General features: G+C 73.7%; 21 protein-coding genes. 12 read left to right on the forward strand and 9 right to left on the reverse strand.

What is annotated here, in order from left to right; translation table 11 throughout:
- Positions 1-92 precede the first annotated feature (92 nt).
- Positions 93-848, reverse strand: coding sequence for a sugar isomerase domain-containing protein (locus ACWCWD_RS36260; RefSeq protein ID WP_450779789.1), 756 nt, complete (start codon positions 846-848; stop codon positions 93-95).
- 238 nt (positions 849-1,086) lie between these two features.
- On the opposite strand from ACWCWD_RS36260, the gene ACWCWD_RS36265 reads away from it, so the two are divergent.
- Complete coding sequence (locus tag ACWCWD_RS36265; RefSeq protein ID WP_328721153.1) at positions 1,087-1,779, forward strand: metal-dependent transcriptional regulator; 693 nt, start codon at positions 1,087-1,089, stop codon at positions 1,777-1,779.
- A 989-nt stretch (positions 1,780-2,768) separates the two neighbouring features.
- Positions 2,769-3,650, forward strand: a complete 882-nt coding sequence (locus ACWCWD_RS36270; RefSeq protein ID WP_450779833.1) for an alpha/beta fold hydrolase — start codon at positions 2,769-2,771, stop codon at positions 3,648-3,650.
- Between the two features lie 105 nt (positions 3,651-3,755).
- On the opposite strand, the gene ACWCWD_RS36275 is transcribed toward ACWCWD_RS36270, so the two are convergent.
- Genes ACWCWD_RS36275 through ACWCWD_RS36285 form a run of 3 tightly spaced genes read right to left on the reverse strand, consistent with a single transcriptional unit; the run spans position 3,756 to position 6,945 of the window.
- A complete protein-coding gene (locus ACWCWD_RS36275) occupies positions 3,756-5,411 on the reverse strand; it encodes a transporter (RefSeq protein WP_450779790.1) in 1,656 nt (551 codons plus the stop codon).
- Positions 5,408-6,220 (reverse strand): ABC transporter ATP-binding protein, encoded by an 813-nt coding sequence (locus ACWCWD_RS36280; RefSeq protein WP_450779792.1) that lies wholly within the window; start codon positions 6,218-6,220, stop codon positions 5,408-5,410. Before ACWCWD_RS36280 ends, ACWCWD_RS36275 begins: the two co-directional genes overlap by 4 nt.
- Before the next feature lie 38 nt (positions 6,221-6,258).
- Positions 6,259-6,945 (reverse strand): bifunctional DNA primase/polymerase, encoded by a 687-nt coding sequence (locus tag ACWCWD_RS36285; RefSeq protein ID WP_450779835.1) that lies wholly within the window; start codon positions 6,943-6,945, stop codon positions 6,259-6,261.
- Between the two features lie 377 nt (positions 6,946-7,322).
- Between ACWCWD_RS36285 and ACWCWD_RS36290 the strand changes: the two genes are divergently transcribed.
- Both ACWCWD_RS36290 and ACWCWD_RS36295 read left to right on the forward strand, forming a co-directional pair.
- Positions 7,323-8,705 carry a transcriptional regulator gene (locus tag ACWCWD_RS36290; protein WP_450779794.1) on the forward strand — a complete coding sequence of 461 codons (1,383 nt, stop codon included), beginning with the start codon at positions 7,323-7,325 and terminating at the stop codon, positions 8,703-8,705.
- 413 nt (positions 8,706-9,118) lie between these two features.
- Complete coding sequence (locus tag ACWCWD_RS36295) at positions 9,119-10,627, forward strand: hypothetical protein (protein WP_450779796.1); 1,509 nt, start codon at positions 9,119-9,121, stop codon at positions 10,625-10,627.
- A gap of 84 nt (positions 10,628-10,711) precedes the next feature.
- Here the strand turns inward: ACWCWD_RS36295 and ACWCWD_RS36300 are convergent, their stop codons facing one another.
- Positions 10,712-12,034, reverse strand: coding sequence for an ABC transporter substrate-binding protein (locus ACWCWD_RS36300; protein WP_450779798.1), 1,323 nt, complete (start codon positions 12,032-12,034; stop codon positions 10,712-10,714).
- 174 nt (positions 12,035-12,208) lie between these two features.
- Between ACWCWD_RS36300 and ACWCWD_RS36305 the strand changes: the two genes are divergently transcribed.
- On the forward strand, positions 12,209-12,655 hold the full coding sequence (locus tag ACWCWD_RS36305; RefSeq protein WP_390960077.1) for an SCO4402 family protein: 447 nt from the start codon (positions 12,209-12,211) through the stop codon (positions 12,653-12,655).
- A 28-nt stretch (positions 12,656-12,683) separates the two neighbouring features.
- Entirely contained in the window at positions 12,684-13,583 is a 900-nt protein-coding gene (gene purU / locus ACWCWD_RS36310) for a formyltetrahydrofolate deformylase (RefSeq protein ID WP_450779800.1), read from the forward strand.
- A gap of 69 nt (positions 13,584-13,652) precedes the next feature.
- Here the strand turns inward: purU and ACWCWD_RS36315 are convergent, their stop codons facing one another.
- The gene (locus tag ACWCWD_RS36315; RefSeq protein WP_450779802.1) at positions 13,653-15,113 is read right to left on the reverse strand and encodes a maleylpyruvate isomerase N-terminal domain-containing protein; all 1,461 of its coding nucleotides are present in this window, start codon (positions 15,111-15,113) and stop codon (positions 13,653-13,655) included.
- Complete coding sequence (locus ACWCWD_RS36320; protein WP_450779804.1) at positions 15,110-15,730, reverse strand: RNA polymerase sigma factor; 621 nt, start codon at positions 15,728-15,730, stop codon at positions 15,110-15,112. Before ACWCWD_RS36320 ends, ACWCWD_RS36315 begins: the two co-directional genes overlap by 4 nt.
- 371 nt (positions 15,731-16,101) lie before the next feature.
- Here ACWCWD_RS36320 and ACWCWD_RS36325 point away from each other — a divergent pair, with 371 nt between their 5' ends.
- The 3 genes from ACWCWD_RS36325 (at position 16,102) to ACWCWD_RS36335 (ending at position 18,319) form a co-directional block, all read left to right on the forward strand.
- Complete coding sequence (locus ACWCWD_RS36325; RefSeq protein ID WP_450779806.1) at positions 16,102-16,476, forward strand: STAS domain-containing protein; 375 nt, start codon at positions 16,102-16,104, stop codon at positions 16,474-16,476.
- 103 nt (positions 16,477-16,579) lie between these two features.
- Entirely contained in the window at positions 16,580-17,140 is a 561-nt protein-coding gene (locus ACWCWD_RS36330; protein ID WP_450779808.1) for an EF-hand domain-containing protein, read from the forward strand.
- Positions 17,141-17,815: 675 nt separating this feature from the next.
- Positions 17,816-18,319 (forward strand): ATP-binding protein, encoded by a 504-nt coding sequence (locus tag ACWCWD_RS36335; RefSeq protein ID WP_450779810.1) that lies wholly within the window; start codon positions 17,816-17,818, stop codon positions 18,317-18,319.
- Positions 18,320-18,412: 93 nt separating this feature from the next.
- Here the strand turns inward: ACWCWD_RS36335 and ACWCWD_RS36340 are convergent, their stop codons facing one another.
- On the reverse strand, positions 18,413-19,405 hold the full coding sequence (locus ACWCWD_RS36340) for a GlxA family transcriptional regulator (RefSeq protein ID WP_450779812.1): 993 nt from the start codon (positions 19,403-19,405) through the stop codon (positions 18,413-18,415).
- A 62-nt stretch (positions 19,406-19,467) separates the two neighbouring features.
- On the opposite strand from ACWCWD_RS36340, the gene ACWCWD_RS36345 reads away from it, so the two are divergent.
- Together ACWCWD_RS36345 and ACWCWD_RS36350 are read left to right on the forward strand one after the other, a co-directional pair.
- Positions 19,468-20,793 carry an MFS transporter gene (locus tag ACWCWD_RS36345; RefSeq protein ID WP_450779814.1) on the forward strand — a complete coding sequence of 442 codons (1,326 nt, stop codon included), beginning with the start codon at positions 19,468-19,470 and terminating at the stop codon, positions 20,791-20,793.
- Complete coding sequence (locus ACWCWD_RS36350; protein WP_450779816.1) at positions 20,790-21,239, forward strand: ribosomal maturation YjgA family protein; 450 nt, start codon at positions 20,790-20,792, stop codon at positions 21,237-21,239. Before ACWCWD_RS36345 ends, ACWCWD_RS36350 begins: the two co-directional genes overlap by 4 nt.
- Here the strand turns inward: ACWCWD_RS36350 and ACWCWD_RS36355 are convergent.
- Positions 21,203-21,415: a hypothetical protein gene (locus tag ACWCWD_RS36355; protein ID WP_450779818.1), complete on the reverse strand. Its 213-nt coding sequence runs from the start codon at positions 21,413-21,415 to the stop codon at positions 21,203-21,205. The two genes, ACWCWD_RS36350 and ACWCWD_RS36355, sit on opposite strands and share 37 nt — an antisense overlap.
- 126 nt (positions 21,416-21,541) lie before the next feature.
- On the opposite strand from ACWCWD_RS36355, the gene ACWCWD_RS36360 reads away from it, so the two are divergent.
- Positions 21,542-22,915: an MFS transporter gene (locus ACWCWD_RS36360; RefSeq protein WP_450779820.1), complete on the forward strand. Its 1,374-nt coding sequence runs from the start codon at positions 21,542-21,544 to the stop codon at positions 22,913-22,915.
- The last annotated feature ends 11 nt before the right edge of the window (positions 22,916-22,926 follow it).

The raw sequence follows: 22,926 nt of genomic DNA on the forward strand, positions 1-22,926 counted from the left end.
CGCCACCATGCACAACCACGCCCTCACACCATGATCCACAAAGGCGCGGAACCCGGCTCCGCCTGCCCGCCCACAGGCTTCTGCAACACGCTTTAGTGCTGGTAGAAGATCCGGTCGCGGTTCTCGTCGAACACGCGCCGGTTCCACTCGTGGCCGCCGTCCACGTTGCCCGAGCGCAGCAGCGGCGGCTCGATGCCGCGTGCGGCCAGTTCCTCGGCCGCGGCGGCCATCGTCGCCTGCATCAGCGCGCTGGTCACGACGGTGGACGCGGGGGCGAACGGGGCGCCGACCCCGTCGGTGGTCAGCTCCGCGTCACCCACCGCGATCTTGCTGTCCAGCACGATGTCGCAGTGGTCGAGCAGGAAACCGCCCGTGGCGGCCCGGGACGAGGTGGCGGCCGCGTACGCCACCGAGGTCACCCCGATCACGGTGAGGCCGCGGGCCCGAGCCTCCCGGGCCATCTCGACGGGCAGGGTGTTGCGGCCGGAGAGCGAGATGATCACCAGCAGGTCGCCCGCCCTGGCCGGGCTGGCCGCGAGCACGGTGGTGGCGAGCCCCTCCACCCGCTCCAGCGCCGAGCCGAGGGTCGCGGGCATCACGTCGACCCCGACCGTGCCCGGCACCGCGAGGAGGTTCATCAGGGCGGGGCCGCCCGCCCGGTACACCACGTCCTGGGCGGCGAGCGAGGAGTGCCCGGCGCCGAAGGCGAAGAGCCGGCCGCCCGCGGCGATGGTGTCGGCGACCGCCGCCCCGGCCGCCGCGACGGAGGCGGACTCCTCGTCGCGGACCCGGGCCAGCAGCCCGATGGCCGCGTCGAAGAACTGGCCGGCCAGCTTGCTCTCGCTCATCGGGGAGCCCTTTCGGCGTGGGGTCCAGGGCGTGTCCCGCGAAGGTCAGCCCTCAGGTGCCGATCACGTTGCGGTCCGGACCACCGCACTGTCAAGAGTGTCCCCGGCCGTGTGCGGCCTGCCCTGCCGACGGGCACGGCACGGTTGACAGCGCGATGCGTCAGAATTGGACGAGGGCCACAGGACGGCAGCAACACGGCAGTATGACGTTTCACTGTCACAGTTATGAGGGGCACGAATGTCCGGACTGATCGACACCACGGAGATGTATCTCCGCACCATCCTCGAACTGGAAGAGGAAGGCGTGGTCCCGATGCGCGCCCGTATCGCTGAGCGGCTGGACCAGTCCGGTCCGACGGTCAGCCAGACGGTGGCCCGGATGGAGCGCGACGGACTGGTCCAGGTCGCCGGGGACCGCCACCTGGAGCTGACCGAGGAGGGCCGGCGCCTGGCCACCCGCGTCATGCGCAAGCACCGCCTCGCCGAGTGCCTGCTCGTCGACGTGATCGGTCTGGAGTGGGAGCAGGTCCACGCCGAGGCCTGCCGCTGGGAGCACGTGATGAGCGAGGCCGTGGAGCGGCGGGTGCTGGAGCTGCTGCGCCACCCCACGGAGTCCCCGTACGGCAACCCGATCCCGGGCCTGGAGGAGCTGGGTGAGCACGCCGAGGCCGATCCGTTCCTGGAGCAGGGCATGGTCAGCCTCGCCGAGCTGGACCCGGGCAGCGACGGCAAGACCGTCGTGGTGCGCCGGATCGGCGAGCCCATCCAGACCGACGCCCAGCTGATGTACACGCTCCGGCGCGCCGGGGTCCAGCCGGGTGCCGTCGTCAGCGTGACGGCGGCGGCGGGCGGCGTGCTGGTCGGCTCGGGCGGTGAGGCGGCGGAGCTGGACAGCGAGGTCGCCTCGCACGTCTTCGTCGCCAAGCGCTGAGCGACCCTCTCGTCGCCGAGCGCTGAGCGACCACCTCGTCGCCGAGCGCCGAGCGACCCCCTCGAACAGGCGCGGGAACAGGCGCGGGAGCATCCGCCGGAGCAGGGGTGCGCACGGCCCGGAGCACGGCCCGGAGCACGACCCGGAGCACGGGCGGGTACGGGGGAGCACGAGCGGGGGCCGCGCGCCCCGGGTACCGGGAAGGCGCCGGCGGCCGCCCGGGGGCGGCGTACGGCACCGCACCTGCTCCGATCAGGTACGGAACATCCACCACGCCCCGCGTCCCACCGCACGGGACCGGAGAAGCGGGCGTCACGGTCATCGAACCGTGACGCCCGCTTTCTCTTTTCCGTACGGAATTGCAGCGGCCGGGCGCCTCGCGTGCCAGGCTGAAGCCAGGCATATGACCTGAGGTCGCCGGTCGGGTGGGCCGTGCGGCAGGGGAGGAGCAGGGAATGCGCCCGTCGTACCAGCATGTGCAGCGGTACGCGCCCCCCGTGCGCCCACGTACGCCTCCACGGGGCACCGCTCGGGGCGGCCCGGTTCGCACGACGGGACGCGTCGCACGGTGCTCCGGCCGTTCACGGTGCTCCGGCTGTCCACGGCTCCCCGGCCGTCGGCGCCGGGTCGTGGAGTGCACCCGCGCCGCCCTGGGGGCGTGCGACGGCGCACGCGCCCCCGCCGCGGTCGCGAGCACGGCGGAGGCGGTGGCCGGGAGGCCGGAGACCCCGGCGCCCGGAGGCGCCAGGGCCCGTCCTCCCCGGTGTCGACCCGGAGCCCCGAGCTCCCAGGGTCGTTCCCGCGGACCGTCATCCCCGAGCGGCCCGCTCCCCGCTGAACATCTCCCCAGGTCGGCGGCGGCCAATCATGGAACGTAGTCACCCGAACGAGCGGTGTTGACCGCCGGACGCGTCGTTTTCGAATAAAGGTTCGATAGTGTGACGGTGAGGCCACCCGTGATCGAGAACCAGAAGGGGATGCCAGGACATATGGTGCGGCGCATCGATGTGACGGGCTCGGACGGCGTCCGGCTCGCGGCCTGGGAGTTCACCGATCCGCCCAAGGGGCGCGCGGAGGAAGCGAGTGCGCCGGGGGTCTTACTGCTGCACGGACTGATGGGCCGGGCCACCCACTGGGCGGCGCAGGCCGAGTGGCTCTCGGAGCGGTACCGCGTGGTCGGGCTCGACCAGCGCGGCCACGGCCGCAGCGAGAAGCCCGCGGACGGCCCGTACACCCGGGACGCGTACGTGGACGACGTCGAGAGCGCGGTCGAACAGCTCGGCCTCGGCCCGGTGACCCTCGTCGGGCACGCCATGGGCGCCCTCTCCGCCTGGCAGTTCGCCGCCAAACGCCCCGACCTCGTCCGCGCCCTGGTCGTCTGCGACATGCGGGCCTCCGCACCGGGCGCCGCCACCCAGCGCGAGTGGAGCGACTGGTTCGACTCCTGGCCGCTCCCCTTCGCGACCCTCGCCGCCGTCCGCAAGTGGTTCGGCGAGGACGATCCGTGGGTGGAGCGCCCCAACCCCGCACGCGGCGAGTTCTTCGCCGAGGTGATGGCCGAGGCCGACGACGGCTGGCGGCCCGTCTTCTCCCGCCGCCAGATGCTGGCGTCCCGGGCGACCTGGGTCCTGGACGCGCACTGGGAGGAGCTGGCACAGGTCAGCTGCCCGACCCTGGTGCTGCGCGGGATAGACGGCCAACTGGGCCGTGCCGAGGCCCAGGAGATGGTCCGGGTGCTGCCGCTCGGCCAGTACGCCGAGGTGCCCGACGCCGGCCACCTCGCCCACTACGACCGGCCGGACGCCTGGCGCGCCGCGGTCGAACCCTTCCTGGCCGCACTCGACGCGACCCCGGAACGGGCGGTGTCCTGACGGCCGCGTGCGGGGCCCCGCGGCCCCGCACGCGGCTCACCCCTGCCGACCGCCCAGCCCCGCGTGCGGCTCACCCCCTGCCGACCGCCCGGCCCCGCACGCGGCTCACCCCCTGCTGACCGCCGCGAGGATCTCCGGCAGCCGGGCCGCCGTGCGCGCCGCCGCGAGCCGCAGCCCCGCCCATGCGGCGAGCAGCCCGTACCCCGCGCCCACCGGCACCACGAGCCAGAGCGAGCCGTGGTCCGTCAGGGTCAGCACCACCGTCAGGACGATCACCGGCGCGGCGGCCGCAGCCGAGCCCAGCAGGCCGACCATGGACGACAGGAAGGCCAGCCCGCCCTGGCCCGGCACCACGTTCTTGAAGCCGCTCCCCTGCGGGATCGAGTACGGGAAGAAGGCCGACGCCGTCGCGCCCAGCCCGAGCATCGCTCCGAGCAGGGCGAACAGCATCCCGACGACCCCGGGCAGCGACCCCCAGCCGTCGAGCATCACGGCGAGCACCACGCCGACCAGCACCGTGTACGGCACGGCGACGGCCGCCAGCGCCGTGGCGCGCGCCCGCAGCTCCACGTACGCGTCACGGGGCGAGGCGATGGTCTGCGCCACCATCCAGAACGCGGAGTTGTCCTGGCCGAACTGGTTGAACATCTGCATCCCGAGGAGCACCGGCGCGAAGCAGGCGAAGTAGACCGAGCCGGCGCCCTGCAGGGCGTTGAAGACGGGCACGATCAGCCCGACCGCGAGCGAGGTGATCCAGGCCCCCTTCGTCTTCGGGTCCCGCAGTACGTACCGCAGGCTCCGGCCCATCACCGTGCGGGTCCGGCCCTCGGGCAGCAGCCGGCCGAGTCCCGGGCCCCGGCCCTCGCGGTCCTTCCCGCGCGACGGCCCGGAGGCGTCGACCGTCGATCCGTCCGGGGCCGTCAGCAGCGTCACCAGACCGTTCCGCCACCACCGGAGCAGTACGCCCAACGCCACGACCGAGATGAGGAGTTGGGCCACCGCCTCGCCGTACGCCCCGCCAGACACGGAGTCCACCGCGCCGATCGCCGAGGCGGCGGGCAGCCACCGCACCACGTCGGCGGCCGGCTCCAGGGCGGAGAGCCCGCCCGCCTCGCCGAGGTGCTGGGCGCCGAGGTTGACGAGCTGCATGCCCACCGCGATCACCAGCCCGCTCAGCACCGCGAGATCGCGGCCCCTGCGCGAGGTCAGCAGCCGGATGTTGGCCGTGGTGACGGCCCGGGCCAGCGCCACGCAGATCAGCAGCGCCAGCGGTACGGCGACCACCCCGACGACCACCGCGCCCACCCCGTGCGCCACCGCGAGCACCGAGCCCACCAGCAGACAGAGCGCGAACAGCGGCCCGATACCGACCAGCGAGGCCGCCAGCAGAGCCCGTACCAGCGGACGCGGCCGGAGCGGCAGCACCGTCAGCCGGGTCGTGTCCAGCGTCTCGTCCCCGCTGGGGAAGAAGAGCGGAAGCACCGCCCACCCCAGGGCGAGCACCCCGGTGGCCAGCACCGCCACGGTGGCCGCGCCCCGCCCCTCGCCGCGCAGCAGCACCAGCCCCAGCAACTGCCCCGCCCCGACCAGGACCACCAGGACCAGGGTCACCACGAACGCCGCCAGCCGCCCGCTCGACTGCCGCAGCCCGTTGCGGAGCAGCGTCAGCTTGAGGCGTACGAAGAGGGGGACGAGCCCTTCCGTCACGGGCTCCGGGGCGTGCGGGGCGGCCGGTGCGGGCCGGCCGTCGAGGACGCTCATCGCCCGCCGCCCAGCCAGTCGAGGCCGGCCCCACCGTCCACCGCACGCGCGCCCACCAGGTCCAGGAACGCCTGCTGGAGCGAGGGCGCCGCGCCCCGCACCTCGGCGAGCGGGCCCTGCGCCGCGATCCGGCCCGCCGCCATCACCGCGACCCAGTCGCAGAGCGACTCGACCAGCTCCATCACATGGCTGGAGAACACGACGGTGGCCCCGGACCGGGTGTAGCGCTCCAGAACTCCCCGGATGACCTGCGCGGAGACGGGGTCGACGCCCTCGAACGGCTCGTCCAGGAAGAGCACTTCGGGATTGTGCAGCAGAGCGGCGGCCAGCCCGATCTTCTTCCGCATCCCGGTCGAGTAGTCGACGACGAGCTTGTGCCGCGCGCCGCCCAGGTCGAGGACGTCCAGCAGCTGGGAGGCCCGCTTGTCGGTCTCGGCGCCGGATATCCCGCGCAACCGGCCGGTGTAGGCGAGGAGTTCCTGTCCGGAGAGCCGCTCGAAGAGCCGCAGCCCCTCGGGCAGCACCCCGATCCGTGCCTTCACCGCGACCGGATCGGTCCACACGTCGTGGCCGCCGATCTCGACCTTCCCCATGTCGGGCCTCAGCAGCCCCGTCACCATGGAGAGCGTGGTCGTCTTGCCCGCGCCGTTCGGCCCGACCAGGCCGACGAACCGGCCCGCCGGCAGATCCAGATCGATCCCGGAGACGGCCACCTGCCCCCCGAACCGCTTCCACAGCCCCCGCACCCGCACGGCGGGCGGCGCCTGCGCCGCGTCCGTGGTGGTATCCGTCCCGCTCCGGTCAGGCATGACACGACCCTTCGCTCTCCCCGCTCGTGGGGGTCAGCCTACGAAAGGCGTGTCCGCGCGTCCGCCGCTTCGCGGGCACAGGCGTACGCCAACGGGCTGACCAGCTCCTCCGCTTCGGGCAGCCAGCGGTTGGCGGCGGTGGGGCGGCGGGCCCACTGGACCGCGCCCCGGCCGCCGACGCGGGTCGGCGGGGCGGCGACGTAGTGTCCCTCGCCCCGCGCGACGAGGTCGATCGACGCGGCGTTCCAGCCGAGGTGCATGACGAGGTCGGGGACCTTGGCGGCGGCGCCGGGGGAGACGAAGAAGAGCATGCGACGGTCGGGGGTGCAGGTGGCCGGGCCCAGGGTGAGCTCCATCCGCTCCATCCGCGCGAGCGCCAGGAAGCCCGCCGTCTCCGGCACGTCGATCACGTCGAAGCTGCGGCCGGCCGGCAGCAGGATGGAGGAGCCCGGGTGCTTGGACCACATCCGGCGGGCCGCCGCCCCGCTGCCGGTCGCCTGGCCCGCCCAGTCGGGGCGCAGGGCGTGCGCGCCGGGGAGGGCGCAGTGGGCGTCGCCGCAGCAGCACCGTTCCTGTCCGTCCACCGCCTCCAGCCAGCTGCCCGGGAACACGTCCCAGTGGCGTTCCTCCGTGTACCGGACGGCGGCGTCGAGCAGTTGCTCGCGGCGCTGCGGGGGGAGCGGGGCGCTGCCCGTGACTGTGATCGGCTTTTCCACGTCCAGCACAACTCCCCGTGCCACCGGGGGTTACGGTGCGCCGCCCCGTAACCACCGGTGCCGGTGCATCGGCACCGCATACGGGGCGCACGGATGCACGGGCGGGGGCGCGTGCGGGGCCGGGCGCCGACGGGTGGGTAGGGAACGCCAGGGCCGTGCGTCGGCCCGGTCCTCGGGCTGTTCCGGGGCCGTGGGACAGGGCGCACGGGTCTTTTGCGTGAAGTGGCCGAAAACAGCAGCTCTCATGCCGGTCGTACCGAATACAGAGGAATGGGCGCATTGCTTGAGCCGGCGACGGGCAGTGATGCCACCACCTGTTCCGACGCCACCACTTGTTCCGATGCCACCACCTGTTCACCCGTCACCGCGTTCTCCAGGGGGAGTACATGGCAGCCAGACCACTCGTAGCCCGACAGCCGAACGAACGGCTCCAGACCCTCATCCAGGAGGCGGCGTGTTCCAACGCCGGCCTGGCCCGCAGGGTCAACATGGTCGGCGCGGAACGGGGACTCGATCTCCGGTACGACAAGACCTCCGTGGCCCGTTGGCTGCGCGGGCAGCAGCCCCGGGGTCGGGCGCCCGGCATCATCGCCGAGGCGATCGGCCGCAAGCTCGGCCGCACGGTCACCATCGACGAGATCGGCATGGCCAACGGCAAGAACCTGGCCTCCGGCGTCGGCCTCCAGTTCGCCCCGACGGTGCTCGGGGCCATCGAGCAGGTCTGCGAGCTGTGGCGCAGTGATGTCGGCCGCCGCGACCTGCTCTCCGGCTCCACCGTCGCCTCCTCCGCCCTGGTGGAGCCCAGCCGGGACTGGCTGATCACCGGGCCCGACTCCCAGGTCGCGCGCAACGCGGGTGCCCGGGTGGGGCGTTCGGACGTGGAAGCGGTCCGTGCGATGACCGCCGCACTGGTCGACCTCGACCACCGGTTCGGCAGCGGGCACGTCCGGCCCGTGCTGGTCCACTACCTCAACAGCGTGGTCTCCGGGCTGCTCTCGGGGGCGTACCGGGAGTCGGTGGGACGGGAGTTGTTCGGTGCGGTGGCCCGGCTCACCGAACTCGGCGGCTACATGGCGATCGACACCGGCCAACCGGGACTGGCCCAGCGCTACTACATCCAGGCGCTGCGCCTCGCACAGGCGGCGGGGGACCGGGCGTACGGCGGTTATGTGCTGGCCGCGTCGATGAGCCACCTCGCCGCCCAGCTCGGCAACCCGCGGGAGATCGCGCAGCTCGCCCGCGCGGCGCAGGAGGGTGCGCGCGGCCAGGTGACACCGCGGGCCGAGGCGATGTTCCTCGCCGCCGAGGCGCGCGGGCACGCGGCCCTGGGCGACGCGGGCACCTGCGAGGAGGTGGCCGGCCGGGCGGTGGAGGCGCTGGAGCGGGCGGACGCGTCCTCCGGCGACGACCCGTCCTGGATCACGCACTTCGACGAGGGGTACCTCGCCGACGAACTCGCCCACTGCCACCGCGATCTGGGCCAGGGCACCGCCGCCGCACGGCGGGCGAAGGAGGCGCTCGCCGCGCTCCCGGAGACCAGGGCCCGCCGCCGCGGCATCGCCCTGGTGCTGCTCGCCTCCGCCCAGGTCCAGCAGCGCGAGGTCGAACAGGCCTGCTACACCGGGCTGCGGGCGGTGGAGCTGCTGGAGACGGTGCGTTCCAGCCGGGGCGCGGAGTACCTCGACGACCTCCAGCAGCGGCTGCTGCCGTACGGGGAGGAGTCGTCGGTCCGCGAGTTCAGCGCGCGCCTGGACCTGCAGGCCGCCTGACGGGTGGCGGGCCGGACGCGCGGGCGTGCGCGGGCGGCCGGCGGCTCGGACCGCGTGCCACCGCACGCGCCGTACGGGAAGGTGTGCGCCGACCGCACTCCGGTACGTGCGCGTGCTCCGGTGCCCGGACGACGTGGCGGATGTCTCGGTGCGGGCGCCCGGCCCGGGTGCGCGGGGTGCCGTCCCGCGCGTGCCGGCCGGGCGCGGGCCCCGGCGTTGGCACGCCCTTGAGCTGCGGGTTCCTCCGGTGTGCGGAGGCCCGTTCGCCGCTCGCCGCCCCATGTCCCGGGGGGCGTCGCGCAGCCGTACGGGTCGTGAAGGGACGGTGCGGGCCGCGGACGCGCTTGGCGAAGCCGGGCAACCACCCGATAGCGTGAGCCGACGATTCCATAGGTTGACACGTAGGAGTCCCGGTGACGCAGAGCGGACAGGGTGACGATCAGCAGCTCCCTGCTGTACGGCCCGCCCACGAAGGTGTCGTGCTGCCCGCGGACGGTGGTGCCCCCTGGAACCCCGCGGCGGCGAACGGCCGCCCGCAGGAGTCCGCCCCCGCGGGCGGCTCCCCGTGGGACGGGCAGGCGTGGGGGTCCCAGGCGCCACAGCAGCAGCATCCGGGCACCTCGGCGCAGGGGCAGCAGCAGCCGTCCCCCTATGCGCAGCAGGGCGGTTACCCGCAGCAGGGCGGGTACGGCGCCCCCGACCCGTACCAGCAGGCCCCGTACGACCCGCAGGCGCAGCAGACGCAGTACCTCCCGGCGCCCGGCGGATACCAGGGCGGGCAGCCGAACCCGTATCAGCCGCCGCAGCAGGGCGGGGCGATGCCCCCGGCGCAGCCGCAGCCGTTCGCGCAGCCGCTGCCGCCGGAGGCCGTACCGGGTGGTGCGCCGGGCGGGGACTCCGACGCCACGCAGTTCATCGCACCGGTCCCGGGCGGGCAGGACAGCGACGCGACCCAGTACATCCCGCCGACCCCGGCCGCCCCGTACGACATACGCCCGGGGGCACCGGAGGACCGGCGGCCCCCCGCGGAGTTCGACAACCTCTTCCGCAACGACGGGCCGGCCGGCGCCACCACGCAGATGCCCCGGGTCGACCCCGCGCACCAGCAGCCCCCGCACCAGAGTTACGGCGGCCACCCCCAGGGGCAGCCCGCCGGACCGCCCCAGGGCTACCCCGGCGGCCAACTCCCGCCCCAGGCCCAGCAGCAGGGGTACGCGCCCGGCTACCAGGGACCCCAGGGCCCCCAGGGGTACGAGAGCCCCCAGCAGGCGTACGAGCCCGAGCCCGCGCCGCGCCGCAGGTCCGCGCACATCCCGCTCATCGCGGCCGTGGTGATCGGCTGCGCGGTCGTCGGCCTCGGCGCCGGTGCGCTGCTGAGCGGCGGCGGAGAGTCGAAGGACGACAAGCAGCCGGTGGCCTCGGCGAGTTCACCGGCCGCCGACTCCTCGGCGCCCGCCGCCGAAGACCCGGCGAAGCCGCAGGCGGTGGAGCTGGACAAGCTGCTCGCCGACAGCAACAACAGCCGGACGACGGTGATCGGCGCCGTCGAGAACATCAAGAGCTGCAAGGACCTGGACCAGGCGGCCTCCGACCTCAAGGGTGCCGCCCAGCAGCGCCGGGATCTGGTGACCCGGCTGAAGAGCGTGGCGATCGACCAGCTGCCGGACAACGCCGCGCTCGCCTCCTCCCTGACCCGCGCCTGGGAGGCCTCTGCCTCGGCCGACGAGCACTACGCGAACTGGGCGCACCAGGCGAAGGGCAAGAAGGCCTGCAAGGGCGGCAAGGCCGCAAGCACCAACGAGACGAGCAAGGCCGGCGAGAAGAGCGGCGAGGCGACCACCGCGAAGAAGCAGGCGTCCCGCCTGTGGAACGCCATCGCCGGGAAGTACGGCCTCACCACCCGCGCCTACACGGAGCTCTGAACCGGACGAGCCCCGAAGAGCCCCGAGCACCCCGGAGCCCCGGGCCCCGCACATCGTGTGCGGGGCCCGGGGCTCCGGGGCTTCTCAGCCCCGTCCGGCCTTGGCGTCGGACAGGGTCTCCGTGACGTCCGTGAACCCCTTCTTCTGCGACACCAGCCGCCCCCCGCGGACCACCTGGAAGGTGACCGTGCCGTTGACGATCCGGGGGTAGGCGGCCGAGCCGAGCATGTCCTGGTAGCGCCAGCGCAGTTCGGGGGTGAGGCCGCCGGTGTCGACCTTCAGCCCGTGGTTGAGCACCGAGGTGACCGCCGACGCGCCCGTGCCGCCGTCGCCCAGCGCTTCGACGGCGGCCGTCAGCACGGTGTACGCGACCCACGTGGTCTGCACGGCCGAGTCCGCCGGGTCGATGGTGTCGTCCTCGAAGGCGTACTTCCGGATCGCCTCGCGCATCTCGTTCCACCGGGCGTCCGAGGAGACCGGGTACCACCCGGTGACGTACGCCCCCTCGAAGGGGCTGCTGCGGCCGCCGGTGCTGTCGATGAGCGGCTGGCTGACGCTGCCCAGCACCGAGGAGATCTTGACGCCGCCGTCGTTTCCGGGGAGCCGGCGGAAGGAGTCGAAGAAGGTGCCGGTGCGGTCGCCGAGGACGGCGGTGACACAGCCGTCGTCCGCCGCGTGGAGCGCCTTCGCCGCCTCGGAGTCGTACGAGGTCGCCGACTCGGGGGCGGCCACGTCGACGGCGGCGTGCCGGTGGCCCAGGGCCAGCCCGGCGTCGAGCAGCGCCGCCATGCTGTCCCCGACGATGGAGTCGGGGCGGACCAGGGACACCGTGGCGCAGGAGCCCGCCAGCTGCCTGCCGTTGCCCGCCAGGAGCGCCGCCTGACCGCCGTTGACCGGGTACGACACGAAGCTCTGGAACTCCTCGTCGGAGGCGCCGTACCCGCCGATGTACGGGATGCCGGCGGCCTCCAGCGGCGCCATGAAGGTCTGGCCGTGCCGGCTGTACGAGCCCACCACCGCCGTCACGTCCCGGTCGACCGCCTCCCGCGCGCACTTCTCGGCGCCCGCGAGGGAGTCCCCCTCGTCGCAGGTCAGCACCTTCAGCTCGTGACCGCCCAGGCCGCCCCGCGCGTTGATCCACTTCGCGTAGGTGGAGGCGATCGCCGTCACCCCGGCCATCGTCACCGAGTCCGCGTCGTCGGAGGCACCCGGCGCCCAGGTCATCACCGTGACGGTGCTCCCGGAGTCCGCGGCCGCTCCGGGAAGCGCTCCGCAGCCGGACAGCAGCAGGGCTCCGGCCGCCGTGGCCCCGACGAGGAGCCGGCGCGTGCCGGGGGACCCGGGGGAGCCGAAGGGGCCGAAGGAGCCCAGGGAACCGAGAAGAGGGGCGCGTCGCCGTCCGGTCATGGGAACGGAGCCTGCCGGGCCCCGGGTAACGGAGCTGTGTGCGAAGGGCAACGGCGCGTGGCGGTGCGGTGAACTCCGGGGGCCCGTACAAACCCGACGAGAGGGAACGTACGATCGACAACCGTGCACCCAGGTTCGGAGAACTCTTCCCGTCGAGGCCGCCGCTCCACCACCATGGACGGCATGCCGCTCAATGACATGCCGTGGTGGCGCTGGCGCAGCAACGTGCGCTCGGCGCTGCACATGCTCTCGGACCCCGTCTTCCACCAGGAGTGCTGGCTGGCCGGCCGGGAAGGGTACGGCGACGTCACCGACGCCGTGTACCGCCTGGTCGAGGACACCTGGCTCGACAACTGGTCCGCCGAGAAGTACATAGGGACGATCTTCCGCGACCCGGCCGAGGCCGCCGCCGTGGACGCCGCCGTGCTGCGGGTGCTGCGCATCATGCACCAGGTCGGCGCGGACGCCCCCGTCTCCGCCTACCTGGAGCACGCGGGCTGGCCGGAGGCCGTCCAGACCACCCGCGAGGCCCATGTGCTGCTCGCCACCAACGACGGCGACGACCCGGACGTCCCGCCGCGTTCGCTGGACGTCCTCCGCATCATGACCAGATCGGCCTGAGACCGGGAGGGTGTGGCAGGCTACGGGGATGACCGCGCCGCAGCCCGCTTCCCCCGCCCCGGACGCCCCGGACGCCGAGTCCGAGCAGTACGTCCTCATCCTGTCCTGCCCCGACAAACAGGGCATCGTGCACGCCGTGTCGAGCTATCTCTTCATGACCGGGTGCAACATCGAGGACAGCCAGCAGTTCGGCGACCACGACACGGGCCTGTTCTTCATGCGGGTCCACTTCTCGGCGTCCTCCCCGGTGTCGCTGGAGAAGCTGCGGGCCAGCTTCGCCGCGATCGGCGACTCCTTCCACATGGAGTGGCAGATCCACCTCGCGTCGGAGCGGATGCGGGTGGTGCTGATGGTCAGCAAGTTCGGGCACTGCCTGAACGACCTGCTGTTCCGGTCCCGGATCGGCGCGCTGCCGGTGGAGATCGCGGCCGTCGTCTCCAACCACGAGGACTTCGCCGAGCTGGTCGGCTCGTACGGCGTCCCCTTCCGGCACATCCCCGTCACCCGGGACACCAAGGCCGAGGCCGAGGCCGAACTGCTGGAACTGGTCCGCGCGGAGAACGTCGAACTCGTCGTCCTCGCCCGCTACATGCAGGTCCTCTCCGACGACCTCTGCAAGGAACTCAGCGGCCGGATCATCAACATCCACCACTCCTTCCTGCCGAGCTTCAAGGGCGCCCGCCCCTACCACCAGGCGCACGCCCGCGGCGTGAAGCTCATCGGCGCCACCGCGCACTACGTGACGGCCGACCTCGACGAGGGCCCGATCATCGAGCAGGAGGTCGAGCGGGTCGGCCACGGCGTCACCCCGGACCAACTGGTCGCGATCGGCCGGGACGTGGAGTGCCAGGCGCTGGCGCGCGCGGTGAAGTGGCACGCGGAGCGGCGCATCCTGCTCAACGGCCGCCGCACGGTGATCTTCGCCTGACGCCTGACGCCTGACGCCCGGTCGCACCGGGACGCGGGCGGCCCGCCCGCGTAGCCGGTGCCGCCCGCGTCACAGCCGGCTGAGCGAGGCCGCCGCGAACAGCACGTCCGTGATGGCCTGGCGGTCGCCGGTCTGACCCGCCGCCGCTTCCACCGGCTGCACATGGCCCGCGACGAGCTCGCAGAACTCCACGCCGTCGAGGGCGATCTGGGCCACCGCGCGGTCGGCCGAACCGACGGCGGCGGGCGAGTCCAGCGGGATGTACCAGTCCCCGCCGCCCCGGCCCTCCACTTCGAGGTGGAGCGAACGCCCCGGCGAACCCGCCGTGACCAGCTCCTTCGCCGGTGCGGCCAGCCCCGCCCGGCGCCGTACCGCGAGCGCGCCGGGCAGCAGCCGGGCCGCGAGGTCGACCATCCGGTTCAGATGCCCGGCGGCCGGCGGGTCGTACGGATAGTGGACCGCCCGCGCGATGTCCCAGCCGTGCACCCAGCACTCGAAGGCCCGCTCCAGGAGCGAGTCCCGGACCGACAGCGAGAAACTCCCGTACGAGACGGAGTCGTCCGCCACCGCGTGCTCGGCGAACGAGACCGTCCGCAGCAGCGTGTGGTTCAGGTCGCGCCACGGGGTGCGGATGGCCCGGGTCACCGGACGGTCCGACTCCGCCCAGACCGCCTCCGTGCGCGCGGTCGGTGTACGGGGCAGGTCCCGCGGGCCCGACGGGCCGTGCAGGCCGAGCGCGTCGGCCACGATGCCGTCGACGGCCAGCAGATGGGAGATCACCCCGGCCACCGTCGTCTTCCGGGTGGCGGGCTTCTCGTCCTCGAACCACCGCAGCCGCACCGGCGCGTGCCACTCGGCGTCGCCGATGTCCCGGAGCAGCGCGTCGAGCCGGGCGGTCTCCGCGTCGTACGGCGCCGCCCACTCCGGCAGCGGGATCCCGGCCGGACGCCGTTCGAGGCAGCCCTCGATGACCCGGGAGCGGAGCTTCGGATCGAGGTCCAGCGAACGGTCGGTGTGCAGCAGCCCCACCGCGTCCCGCAGGCGCGTCCCCTCCTCGCGGCAGGGCTGGCACATGGCGAGGTGCTCCTCCACGGTCGCGCTCTCCTCGGCCGAGCAGGCGGCCAGCGCCCACGCGCCGAGGAGGGACCGCAGCACGGAGTGCGAGGCCTCCGGCATCGGGATCACCGGCACGGGCACGGTCGGCAGCACGAAGGGAGGAGGCTCCGGCCGCCGGCGGGGCCGCGGCACCGCTTCCGTCTCCGCCGCCGGTCCTTCCTCGGCGTCCGCGGTAGCCGCGGTGTCCGCAGCAGCCGTGGTGTCCGCGGCGTCCTCCGCCTCCGGGAGGTCCGTCACGTCCGTCACGTCCGTCAGCTCCGCGAGGTCCGCCAGGTCCGAAGGGAGCACCGGGCGGGGTACGGAGCCGAGGGCCAGGTCGTCCGGGGCGCTGCGCGGCCCCGGTATGCGCCGGGCGCGCCGCACCTCGTCCCCGGTGCCGCCGCGTCCGTCGTTCCCGTCGTCGTGGCCGCTCACAGCGCACGTCCGTAGCCGGGCGGCGAGAAACCGTCCACCGGTAGGAGGTTGGCGCTCGACAGCAACTGGAGTCCGAGCCGCAGCCGCCGGCGTGCCTCGATCTCGGTCACCCCGAGGTCGGCGGCGGCCTGCCGGTAGTCGCGGCGCTGGATGTACGCGAGCTCCAGCGCGGCCCGCAGCGGTTCGGGCATGGTGGCGGCGATGTAGTCGGCGCGGGCCGCGGCCGTCGCCTTGCGCAGACGTTCGTCCAGGGCGGAGGTGTCCGGTGGTGTGTGGCCCGGGGCGTTCCCGGCACCCGGTCCGGGCCGGTCCTCGTCCTCGTACGCCTCGCGCTCCTCCGAGCGCAGCCGTGCCACCGAACGCCGGAGGGCCAGCCGGGCCACCCAGGACCGCATGGAGCCCAGCTTGGGATCGTAGGCGTCCGGGTTCTCCCAGACGTGGGTGAAGACCTCGCGGGTCACGATGTCGGCGGCGGCATCGTCGTCGAGCATCCGGTGGGCCTGGCTGTGGACGAGGGCGGCGAACCGGTCGTAGAGCTCGCCGAGGGCCGCCGCCTCACCGCGGGCCAGCCGTTGCTGCATCCTGCGGTCCCAGCGGGGAGGTGCGCCGTACGCCATGAAGCCCCCAGCCCTGCGCCCTGCGGTCGGTCCTGCGCCCTGCGGTCGGTCCTGAAACGTGCCCCCGTGCCCCTCGTGCACCTTGAATGTAGTCCGCGACCCGGTCCGAACACGAACCTTTGCGCCAACTCCTTCGCTGGAGGGCCGCTGAATGGTAAGGGGGCCCGGGTGACGGGAGAGTGGGCGGAGGGGGGTGACGGGGTGACGTCTTGCCGGTCGGGTGTCCCGCAAACCCGCGTGCACACGGAAGAGTGGCTCGGTGTTTCATGGAGGGGCGAATGGGCAGCCGCGAGGAGGAACGGAATCCTCCGCATCGACACCGGTACGGCACCGGTCTCGTCGGGAGCCCCCGGAACGAGAGGTCCAGTCGCGTGACGCTGAAGGTGGACGAGGCCAAGCAGGGCGATTGGACCGTGCTCCGGATAGACGGCGAACTCGACCTGGTGACATCACCCGTCGTCCGTCAGTCCGTGCACGGCGCCGTCGCGGCCGGCCGGCACCAGGTCGTCCTCGACCTGACGGAGGTCCTCTTCTGCGACTCCAGCGGCGTCGGCGTGCTGATCGCCTCCCGCCGCCTGATGAAGTCCTGCGGCGGCCGGCTCCGGCTGATCCTGCCTGCCCGGGGCGCCGAGGACGGCTCCCACGTCAACCGGGTACTCGCCGCGCTCGGCGTGCGCCGCCTCTTCGAGGTCTACCCCGACGCGGCCGCCGCGGTCGACGAGTCGGCTCAGCCGCTGCCCGCCTGAGAGCCAAGAGACCTCCGGTGCGGTGAGGTTGTCACACCGCGTCGTCACACGGACGTCGCGCCACGGTGACACGTGACGACGTCGGGCGTCGTACGCTCCCGCCATGGACAGCGCAGAATACGAGCGCAAGATCGCGCACCGCTTCGCCGCCTTCGACCAGGACGGCAGCGGCTACATCGACCGGACCGACTTCAACGCCGCCGCGGCCCGGCTGCTCGCCGAGTTCTCCACGACGGCCCGCTGCGACCGGGGGCAGGCCCTCTACAGCGGGGCGGAGGCCTTCTGGCAGGGCATGGCCGGGATCGCCGATGTGGACGGGGACCAGCGGGTCAGCCGCGAGGAGTTCGTCGGCGGGGCGGTGAAGCGGCTGCGGGACAGCCCCGAGCGGTTCGCGGAGATCGCCCGCCCCTTCCTGCGCGCGGCCATCGACGTCGCCGCCGCCGACGGCGCGGAGGGCCCCGTCGACTCCTCCGTCTCCCGCACCTCCGCCGGTACGGCCCCGGTCGACGCGGTGGAGCGCGCGCTGCGGGTGCTCGGTGCGGACGTGGACATCGCGCGCATCGCCGCCCGCAGCCTGGACACCGACCAGGACGGGCGCATCGCCGAGGACGACGCCGTGGCGGCCCTCGCCGCGTACGTCACCGTGGTCGAGCCGGACGCCTGAGACTCGGGGAGCGGGCCGGGCGTGCCGAGGACAGGCCTGAGCCCCGCAGCCCGGGGCCCCGTACGGGCCTCTCCGTATGCGCCCCCCTGCACTCCGGCCGCACGCTCCGTAGTGCGCCGGGCGTGCGGGTGGGCGTGCATTCGCTCAGGCGTCCTGTCTCCCTCTTCGCGCAGATGTCCGGCCCGGCCGTCCGTCGGCGGCGGAGCGAACCGTTCCGCCAGGGGTGAGCCCGGTCGCCGCATGCGGTGACGTGCGGTGACGTACGCGCGCCGCCGTCCGAGCCGAATCGGGCACGTCTGGTGATCGATTCGTCACCGGCAGGAGTCGTCGGCGTGCTCGGGTACGCTCCGTGGGATGCGAGAGCCAGTGGAACCGGACACTCCGGAGGCAGCCCGCGCGGCGGTCGAAGACCGGGTGCGGGGCGTTGCCGGCACCTCGGGGAGCTGCGCCGGGCCGGGCCGGACGGCGATGCCGCGGGTGCGGAGGACCGTCTCGGCGGCCTCCCGCCGCGTGCGTCGCACAGTATGCACCACGCGTACTCATTCGCGCGTGAATATGCCCGAAGCGCTTGTTGCGGTGACTGTACGTCAACCATGCTGTCGCGCACAGGAATCACGTTCCGTGATCCTGAGGAGGCGCGAGGCGATGTGTCCGCCGGTTCGGATGGTGTGAGCGGTGCAGGTGCTTCAGGTTCAGCTGGAGGTCGGGGCGGATCCCGCAGAGGTGGGACGTGCCCGCAGATGGGCGCGGTCGCGCCTGGAAGGGTCGGGGATAAGGGATGACGAGCCGCTCGCCGAGACGCTCATCCTCCTGATCTCGGAACTGGTCACCAACGCGGTCGTGCACACGGGCTGTCCGGCCGTACTGCGGATGCTCTTCGGCCCGACCGGTGCGCCGGGTGCGGGGGGCACCGTGCGCGTGGAGGTGGCGGACGCGAGCGCCCGGCCGCCGAAGCAGCGGCACGCCGAGGGCGACGACACCAACGGGCGCGGCCTGGAGCTGGTCGACGGGCTCGCCGACCGGTGGGGCTGGATGCCCGAGGGCACCGGGAAGCAGATCTGGTGCGAGGTCGACCGGAACGGCCGCGCGGCGGCCCAGGAGTGTACGGAGGCCCCGGCCCCGCTCGACTCCTACGATCCGCTGCTCGCCTTCACCGACCTCTACCCCGATCTGACCTGACGACCGCGCGGGCGCCTTGAGGGTTGTCCCGGACCCGGACGGGAGTCCTGGACCGGGTCCGGTCACCCCCGGGTGTCCGGACCCGGTCCGGGGTCACCCCCGGGTGTCGGCGGTCGCGCGGAAGGTTCTGCGGTAGACGGTCGGGGGGACGCCCAGCGCGGCCTGGAAGTGCTGGCGGAGCGAGGTCGCGGTGCCGAAGCCGGACTGCCGGGCGACCTGGTCGACGCTGAGGCCCGAGGACTCCAGGAGCCTGCGGGCGTGCTCCACCCGCTGCTGGGTGATCCACTGCCCGGGGCTGATGCCGACCTCCTCGCGGAAGCGCCGGGTGAAGGTCCGTACGCTCATCGACTCCCGCTCCGCCATGTCCCGCAGCTGGATCGGCCGGTCCAGCCGGCCGAGCGCCCACGCCCGGGCGGCGGTGGTGCCGGCGAACCGGGTTTCGGGCACCGGGCGTTGGATGAACTGGCGCTGCCCGCCGTCCCGGTGTGGGGGGACGACGGTGCGCCGGGCCACGTCGTTGGCGACGGCGGTCCCGTGGTCGCGGCGCACCAGATGGAGGCAGAGGTCGATCCCGGCGGCCACCCCCGCAGAGGTGAGCACGTCCCCGTCGTCCACGAAGAGCACGTCCGGATCGACCCGGATCTGCGGGAAGAGCCGCTGGAAGTGGTCGGCGGACGCCCAGTGGGTGGTGGCGGGGCGGCCGTCCAGGTACCCGGCGGCGGCGAGGACGTACCCGCCGGTGCAGATCGCGACCAGCCGGGTGCCGGGTCTGATGCGGGCCAGCGCGGCGGCGAGTTCGCCGGTCAGCCGGCCCTCGGTGTGGACCGGGCCCAGCTCGTAGGAGGCGGGGACCACCACCGTGTCGGCGGTGGCGAGGGCCTCCGGGCCGTTCTGGACCATCACGGCGAAGTCGGCGTCCGTCTGGACCGGGCCGGGCGGGCGCACGGAACAGGTCACCACCTCGTACAGCCGCTCGCCCGGGTCGTCGGGACCGAGACTCCGGGCGGTCCCGAAGATCCGCTGCGGGATGCCCAGTTCGAAGGGGAGCAGTCCGTCCAGGGCGAGCACGACCACACGGTGCGGCACGACGGCCTCCTCGGTTAATCCCTAGTGGTATAGACCTTCACCTGGTACACCTCTGCGGTGTGATGGACAAGCAACAGGACAGCACGCGCATTCCCGCCCTCGGTTCCCGGGCGACGGTACGCACCCCGCGCCCTCCGGCCCACCAGCCGGACCCGACCGTACCGTTGGCGGGATTCGGGGACGGGACCGGCTCGGCAGCCCCGCTCTGGAACCGCAACTTCCGGTACTTCTTCGTCGCCCGCACCGTCGCCCTCTTCGGGGACGGCATGATCCCCGTGGCGCTCACCGCCGGACTGCTCGGCGCGGGCCGCCCCACCTCCTCCGTGGGGTACGCGCTCGCCGCGTGGATGGCCCCGCTGGCCGTCTTCGTCCTCTTCGGCGGGGTGCTCGCCGACCGGTTCACCCCGCGCCGCATGATGGTCGCCGCCGACGCGCTCCGGCTGGCCGGGGCCTCGGTGCTCGCGGTCCTCTTCGCCACCGGCAGCCCGCCGCTCTGGGCGGTCTGCGCGCTCAGCGCGGTCGCGGGCGTCGGCGCCGCGCTCTTCCAGCCGGGCGTCGCCTCGACCGTGCCCCGGATCTCCACCGACGTGCAGCGGGCCAACGCGGTGCTCCGGGTCTCCGAGGCCCTGATGGCGATGGCGGGTCCCGCCTTCGCGGGTGTCCTGGTCGGACTCGCGAGCGCCGGAGCGGTGTACGTGGCGAACGCGGCCACCTTTGCCGTCTCCGGCGTCTGCCTCTTCCTGCTGCGCCTCGCCCCCGCCCCGCACGACGACGCCCCGCGCGGCGGATTCCTCGCCGAACTGGTCGACGGCTGGCGGGAGTTCCGCGCCCGGTCCTGGCTCTGGGGGGTGATCGTGATCTGGACGGTGTACGGCTTCGCCGTGCTCGGCCCGAGCCTCCCGCTCACCGCCGTCCGGATCACCGAGGGCCACGGCTCGGGGACGTACGGCGCGATGATGGCGGTCAGCGGCGCGGGCAGCGTCGTCGGCGGGCTGCTCGCCCTCCGGCTGCGCCCCCGGCGCCCGCTGGCGGCAGGGGCGCTGGCGCTCCCGGCGGTCGCCGCGAACCTGGTCGTGCTGGGCCTGGACCTGCCGGTCGCGGTGCTCGGCGCGGGCCAGTTGCTGACGGGCGCGGCCTCCGCTTTCTGGCTGGTGATGTGGTCCACGACGGTCCAGACGCACGTACCGCCCGAAGCCCTGAACCGCCTGCACGCCTACGACGTGGCGGGTTCGCTCCTGATGGTCGCGGCGGGCCGCGCCCTGGCCGGACCGGTCGCCGAGGCGGTCGGCACGTCCCGGCTGCTCCTCGCGGGCGCGGTGGTCAACCTGCTCGTGGTGGTCGCCCTGCTCGGCGCGCGCCCCATCAGCCGGCTGGAGCGCGCGCGATGAGCGGGACGGTACGCCGCAGGGGAGCGGCCATCCGCACCCGAGGGGCCGCGGCGGCCGCCGCCGTTCTGACCGTCGCCGCCGCCCTCGCCGTCCGCGCCGTCTCGGACGGCGAGTTCGGGAAGTACGCGGGCGACGCGCTCTACACCGTGCTGATCCACGCGCTCGTCGTGCTGACCGTCCCGCGGGTGCGCGCACCGATCGCCGCCGGGGTGGCGCTGGTGTTCAGCTGCGCCGTGGAGTTCGCCCAGCTGACCGGCGTACCGGCAGCGTTGTCGGACCGCTCCGGGATCTTCCGGCTGGTGCTCGGCTCGACCTTCAACGCCCCGGACCTGCTCTGGTACGGGGTGGGCGCGGCCCTCTCGTGGGCCGTGCACCGCCGAGCGGTGCGGCGGGCGGCGGGCCGGTTCGTTCAGAGCCCGGGCCGGGAACCCGCCTCGGACTCCTGAAGCTCCAGCAGCCTCAGCACGTGTCCGGCGGTGCGCCTGCGGCTGTTGCCCAAGACCCGGAGCGCGGCGCCGGTCACCGCGAAGGGCACCGGGAGGCCGAGGACACCGACCAGCTCCGGCCACTGGCGTTCGTCCGCGCAGACGCTCTTGCTGTCCGGGGAGAACACGTCCGACATGGGAGCGTCGCCCGCGACCTCGTCGTCGCCGATGGCGGAGGGGACACGGCCCGTGGCCCGATCCCTTCGACAGGTGGCCCTCAGGCCACTCGCCCGTACCCCCTCCCGCGCCGGATGCTCCGATACGTGACCCAGACAACCGAAAGCGCCGCCCGGGACGAGAACGAGGACCGGACACCCGCCCCGGCCGCGCGCCGCGAGACGACCTCCCGCCCGTCCCGCCCGTCCCGCCTTCCGGCCGGTCTCCGGATCCACCGCGCGTGGATCGTCGCCGCCGTCACCTTCGTGACGATCATCGGCGGCGCGGCCTTCGCCTCGCTGCCGGGCCTCCTCATCGACCCGCTGCACACGGAGTTCGGCTGGTCGCGCGGCGAGATCGGCCTCGCCGTCTCCGTCGACCTCGCGCTGTACGGGGTCACCGCCCCCTTCGCCGCCGCGCTGATGGGCCGGTTCGGTATCCGGCGGGTGGTGGCCGCCGCGCTGACCGTGGTGGCGGCCGGGGCGCTGGGCTCCGTCTGGATGACGGCCTCCTGGCAACTGCTCGTCTACTGGGGCCTGCTGGTCGGCCTCGGTACGGGCTCCATGGCGATGTCCTTCTCCGCGATCGTCACCGACCGCTGGTTCGTCGCCCGGCGCGGCCTGGTCACCGGCATCCTCACCGCCGCCGGCGCCTCCGGCCAGCTGGTCTTCCTGCCGCTCTGCGCCTGGATCGTCAAGGAGCACGGCTGGCGCCCCGCCTCGGTGACCGTCGCGCTCGCCGCGCTCGTCGTCGTCCCGCTCGTCTGGTTCCTGCTGCGCGACCACCCCGCCGACGTGGGCCTCGCCCCCTACGGCGGTACGTACACGGAGCGGCCCGCCCCCACGCGGGGCGCCGCGGCCAGGGCGCTGCGGGTCCTGTTCGACGCGGCCCGCACCGGGCCGTTCTGGCTGCTGGCCGGGGCGTTCGCGATCTGCGGCGCCTCGACCAACGGCCTGATCCGCACCCACTTCGTGCCCTCCGCCCACGACCACCACATGCCGGTCACCGCCGCCGCCTCGCTGCTCGCCGTCATCGGGGTCTTCGACATCGTCGGCACGGTCTTCTCCGGCTGGCTCACCGACCGCTTCGACTCCCGCCGGCTGCTCGCCGTCTACTACGCGCTGCGCGGGATCTCGCTGCTCTTCCTGCCCATGCTGATGGCGCCCTCGGTGCACCCGCCGATGGTCTTCTTCATCGTCTTCTACGGCCTGGACTGGGTCGCCACCGTCCCGCCGACGATCGCCCTCTGCCGGGAGCAGTACGGCGACGACAGCGCGATCGTCTTCGGCTGGGTGCTGGCCTCGCACCAGATCGGGGCGGCCGTGGTCGCCTTCCTCGGCGGAGTGGCCCGGGACGCCTTCGGCTCGTACGACGTCGTCTGGTACGCCGCCGGGGCGCTGTGCGCGGTCGCCGCCCTGATGTCCCTCGTCGTCCGTCGCACGCCCCTGCCCGGGGGCGGAAAGGCCGTGGCGGCGGCCTGATCGGTACGGCC

The sequence above is a fragment of the Streptomyces sp. NPDC001493 genome (genome assembly GCF_053597235.1).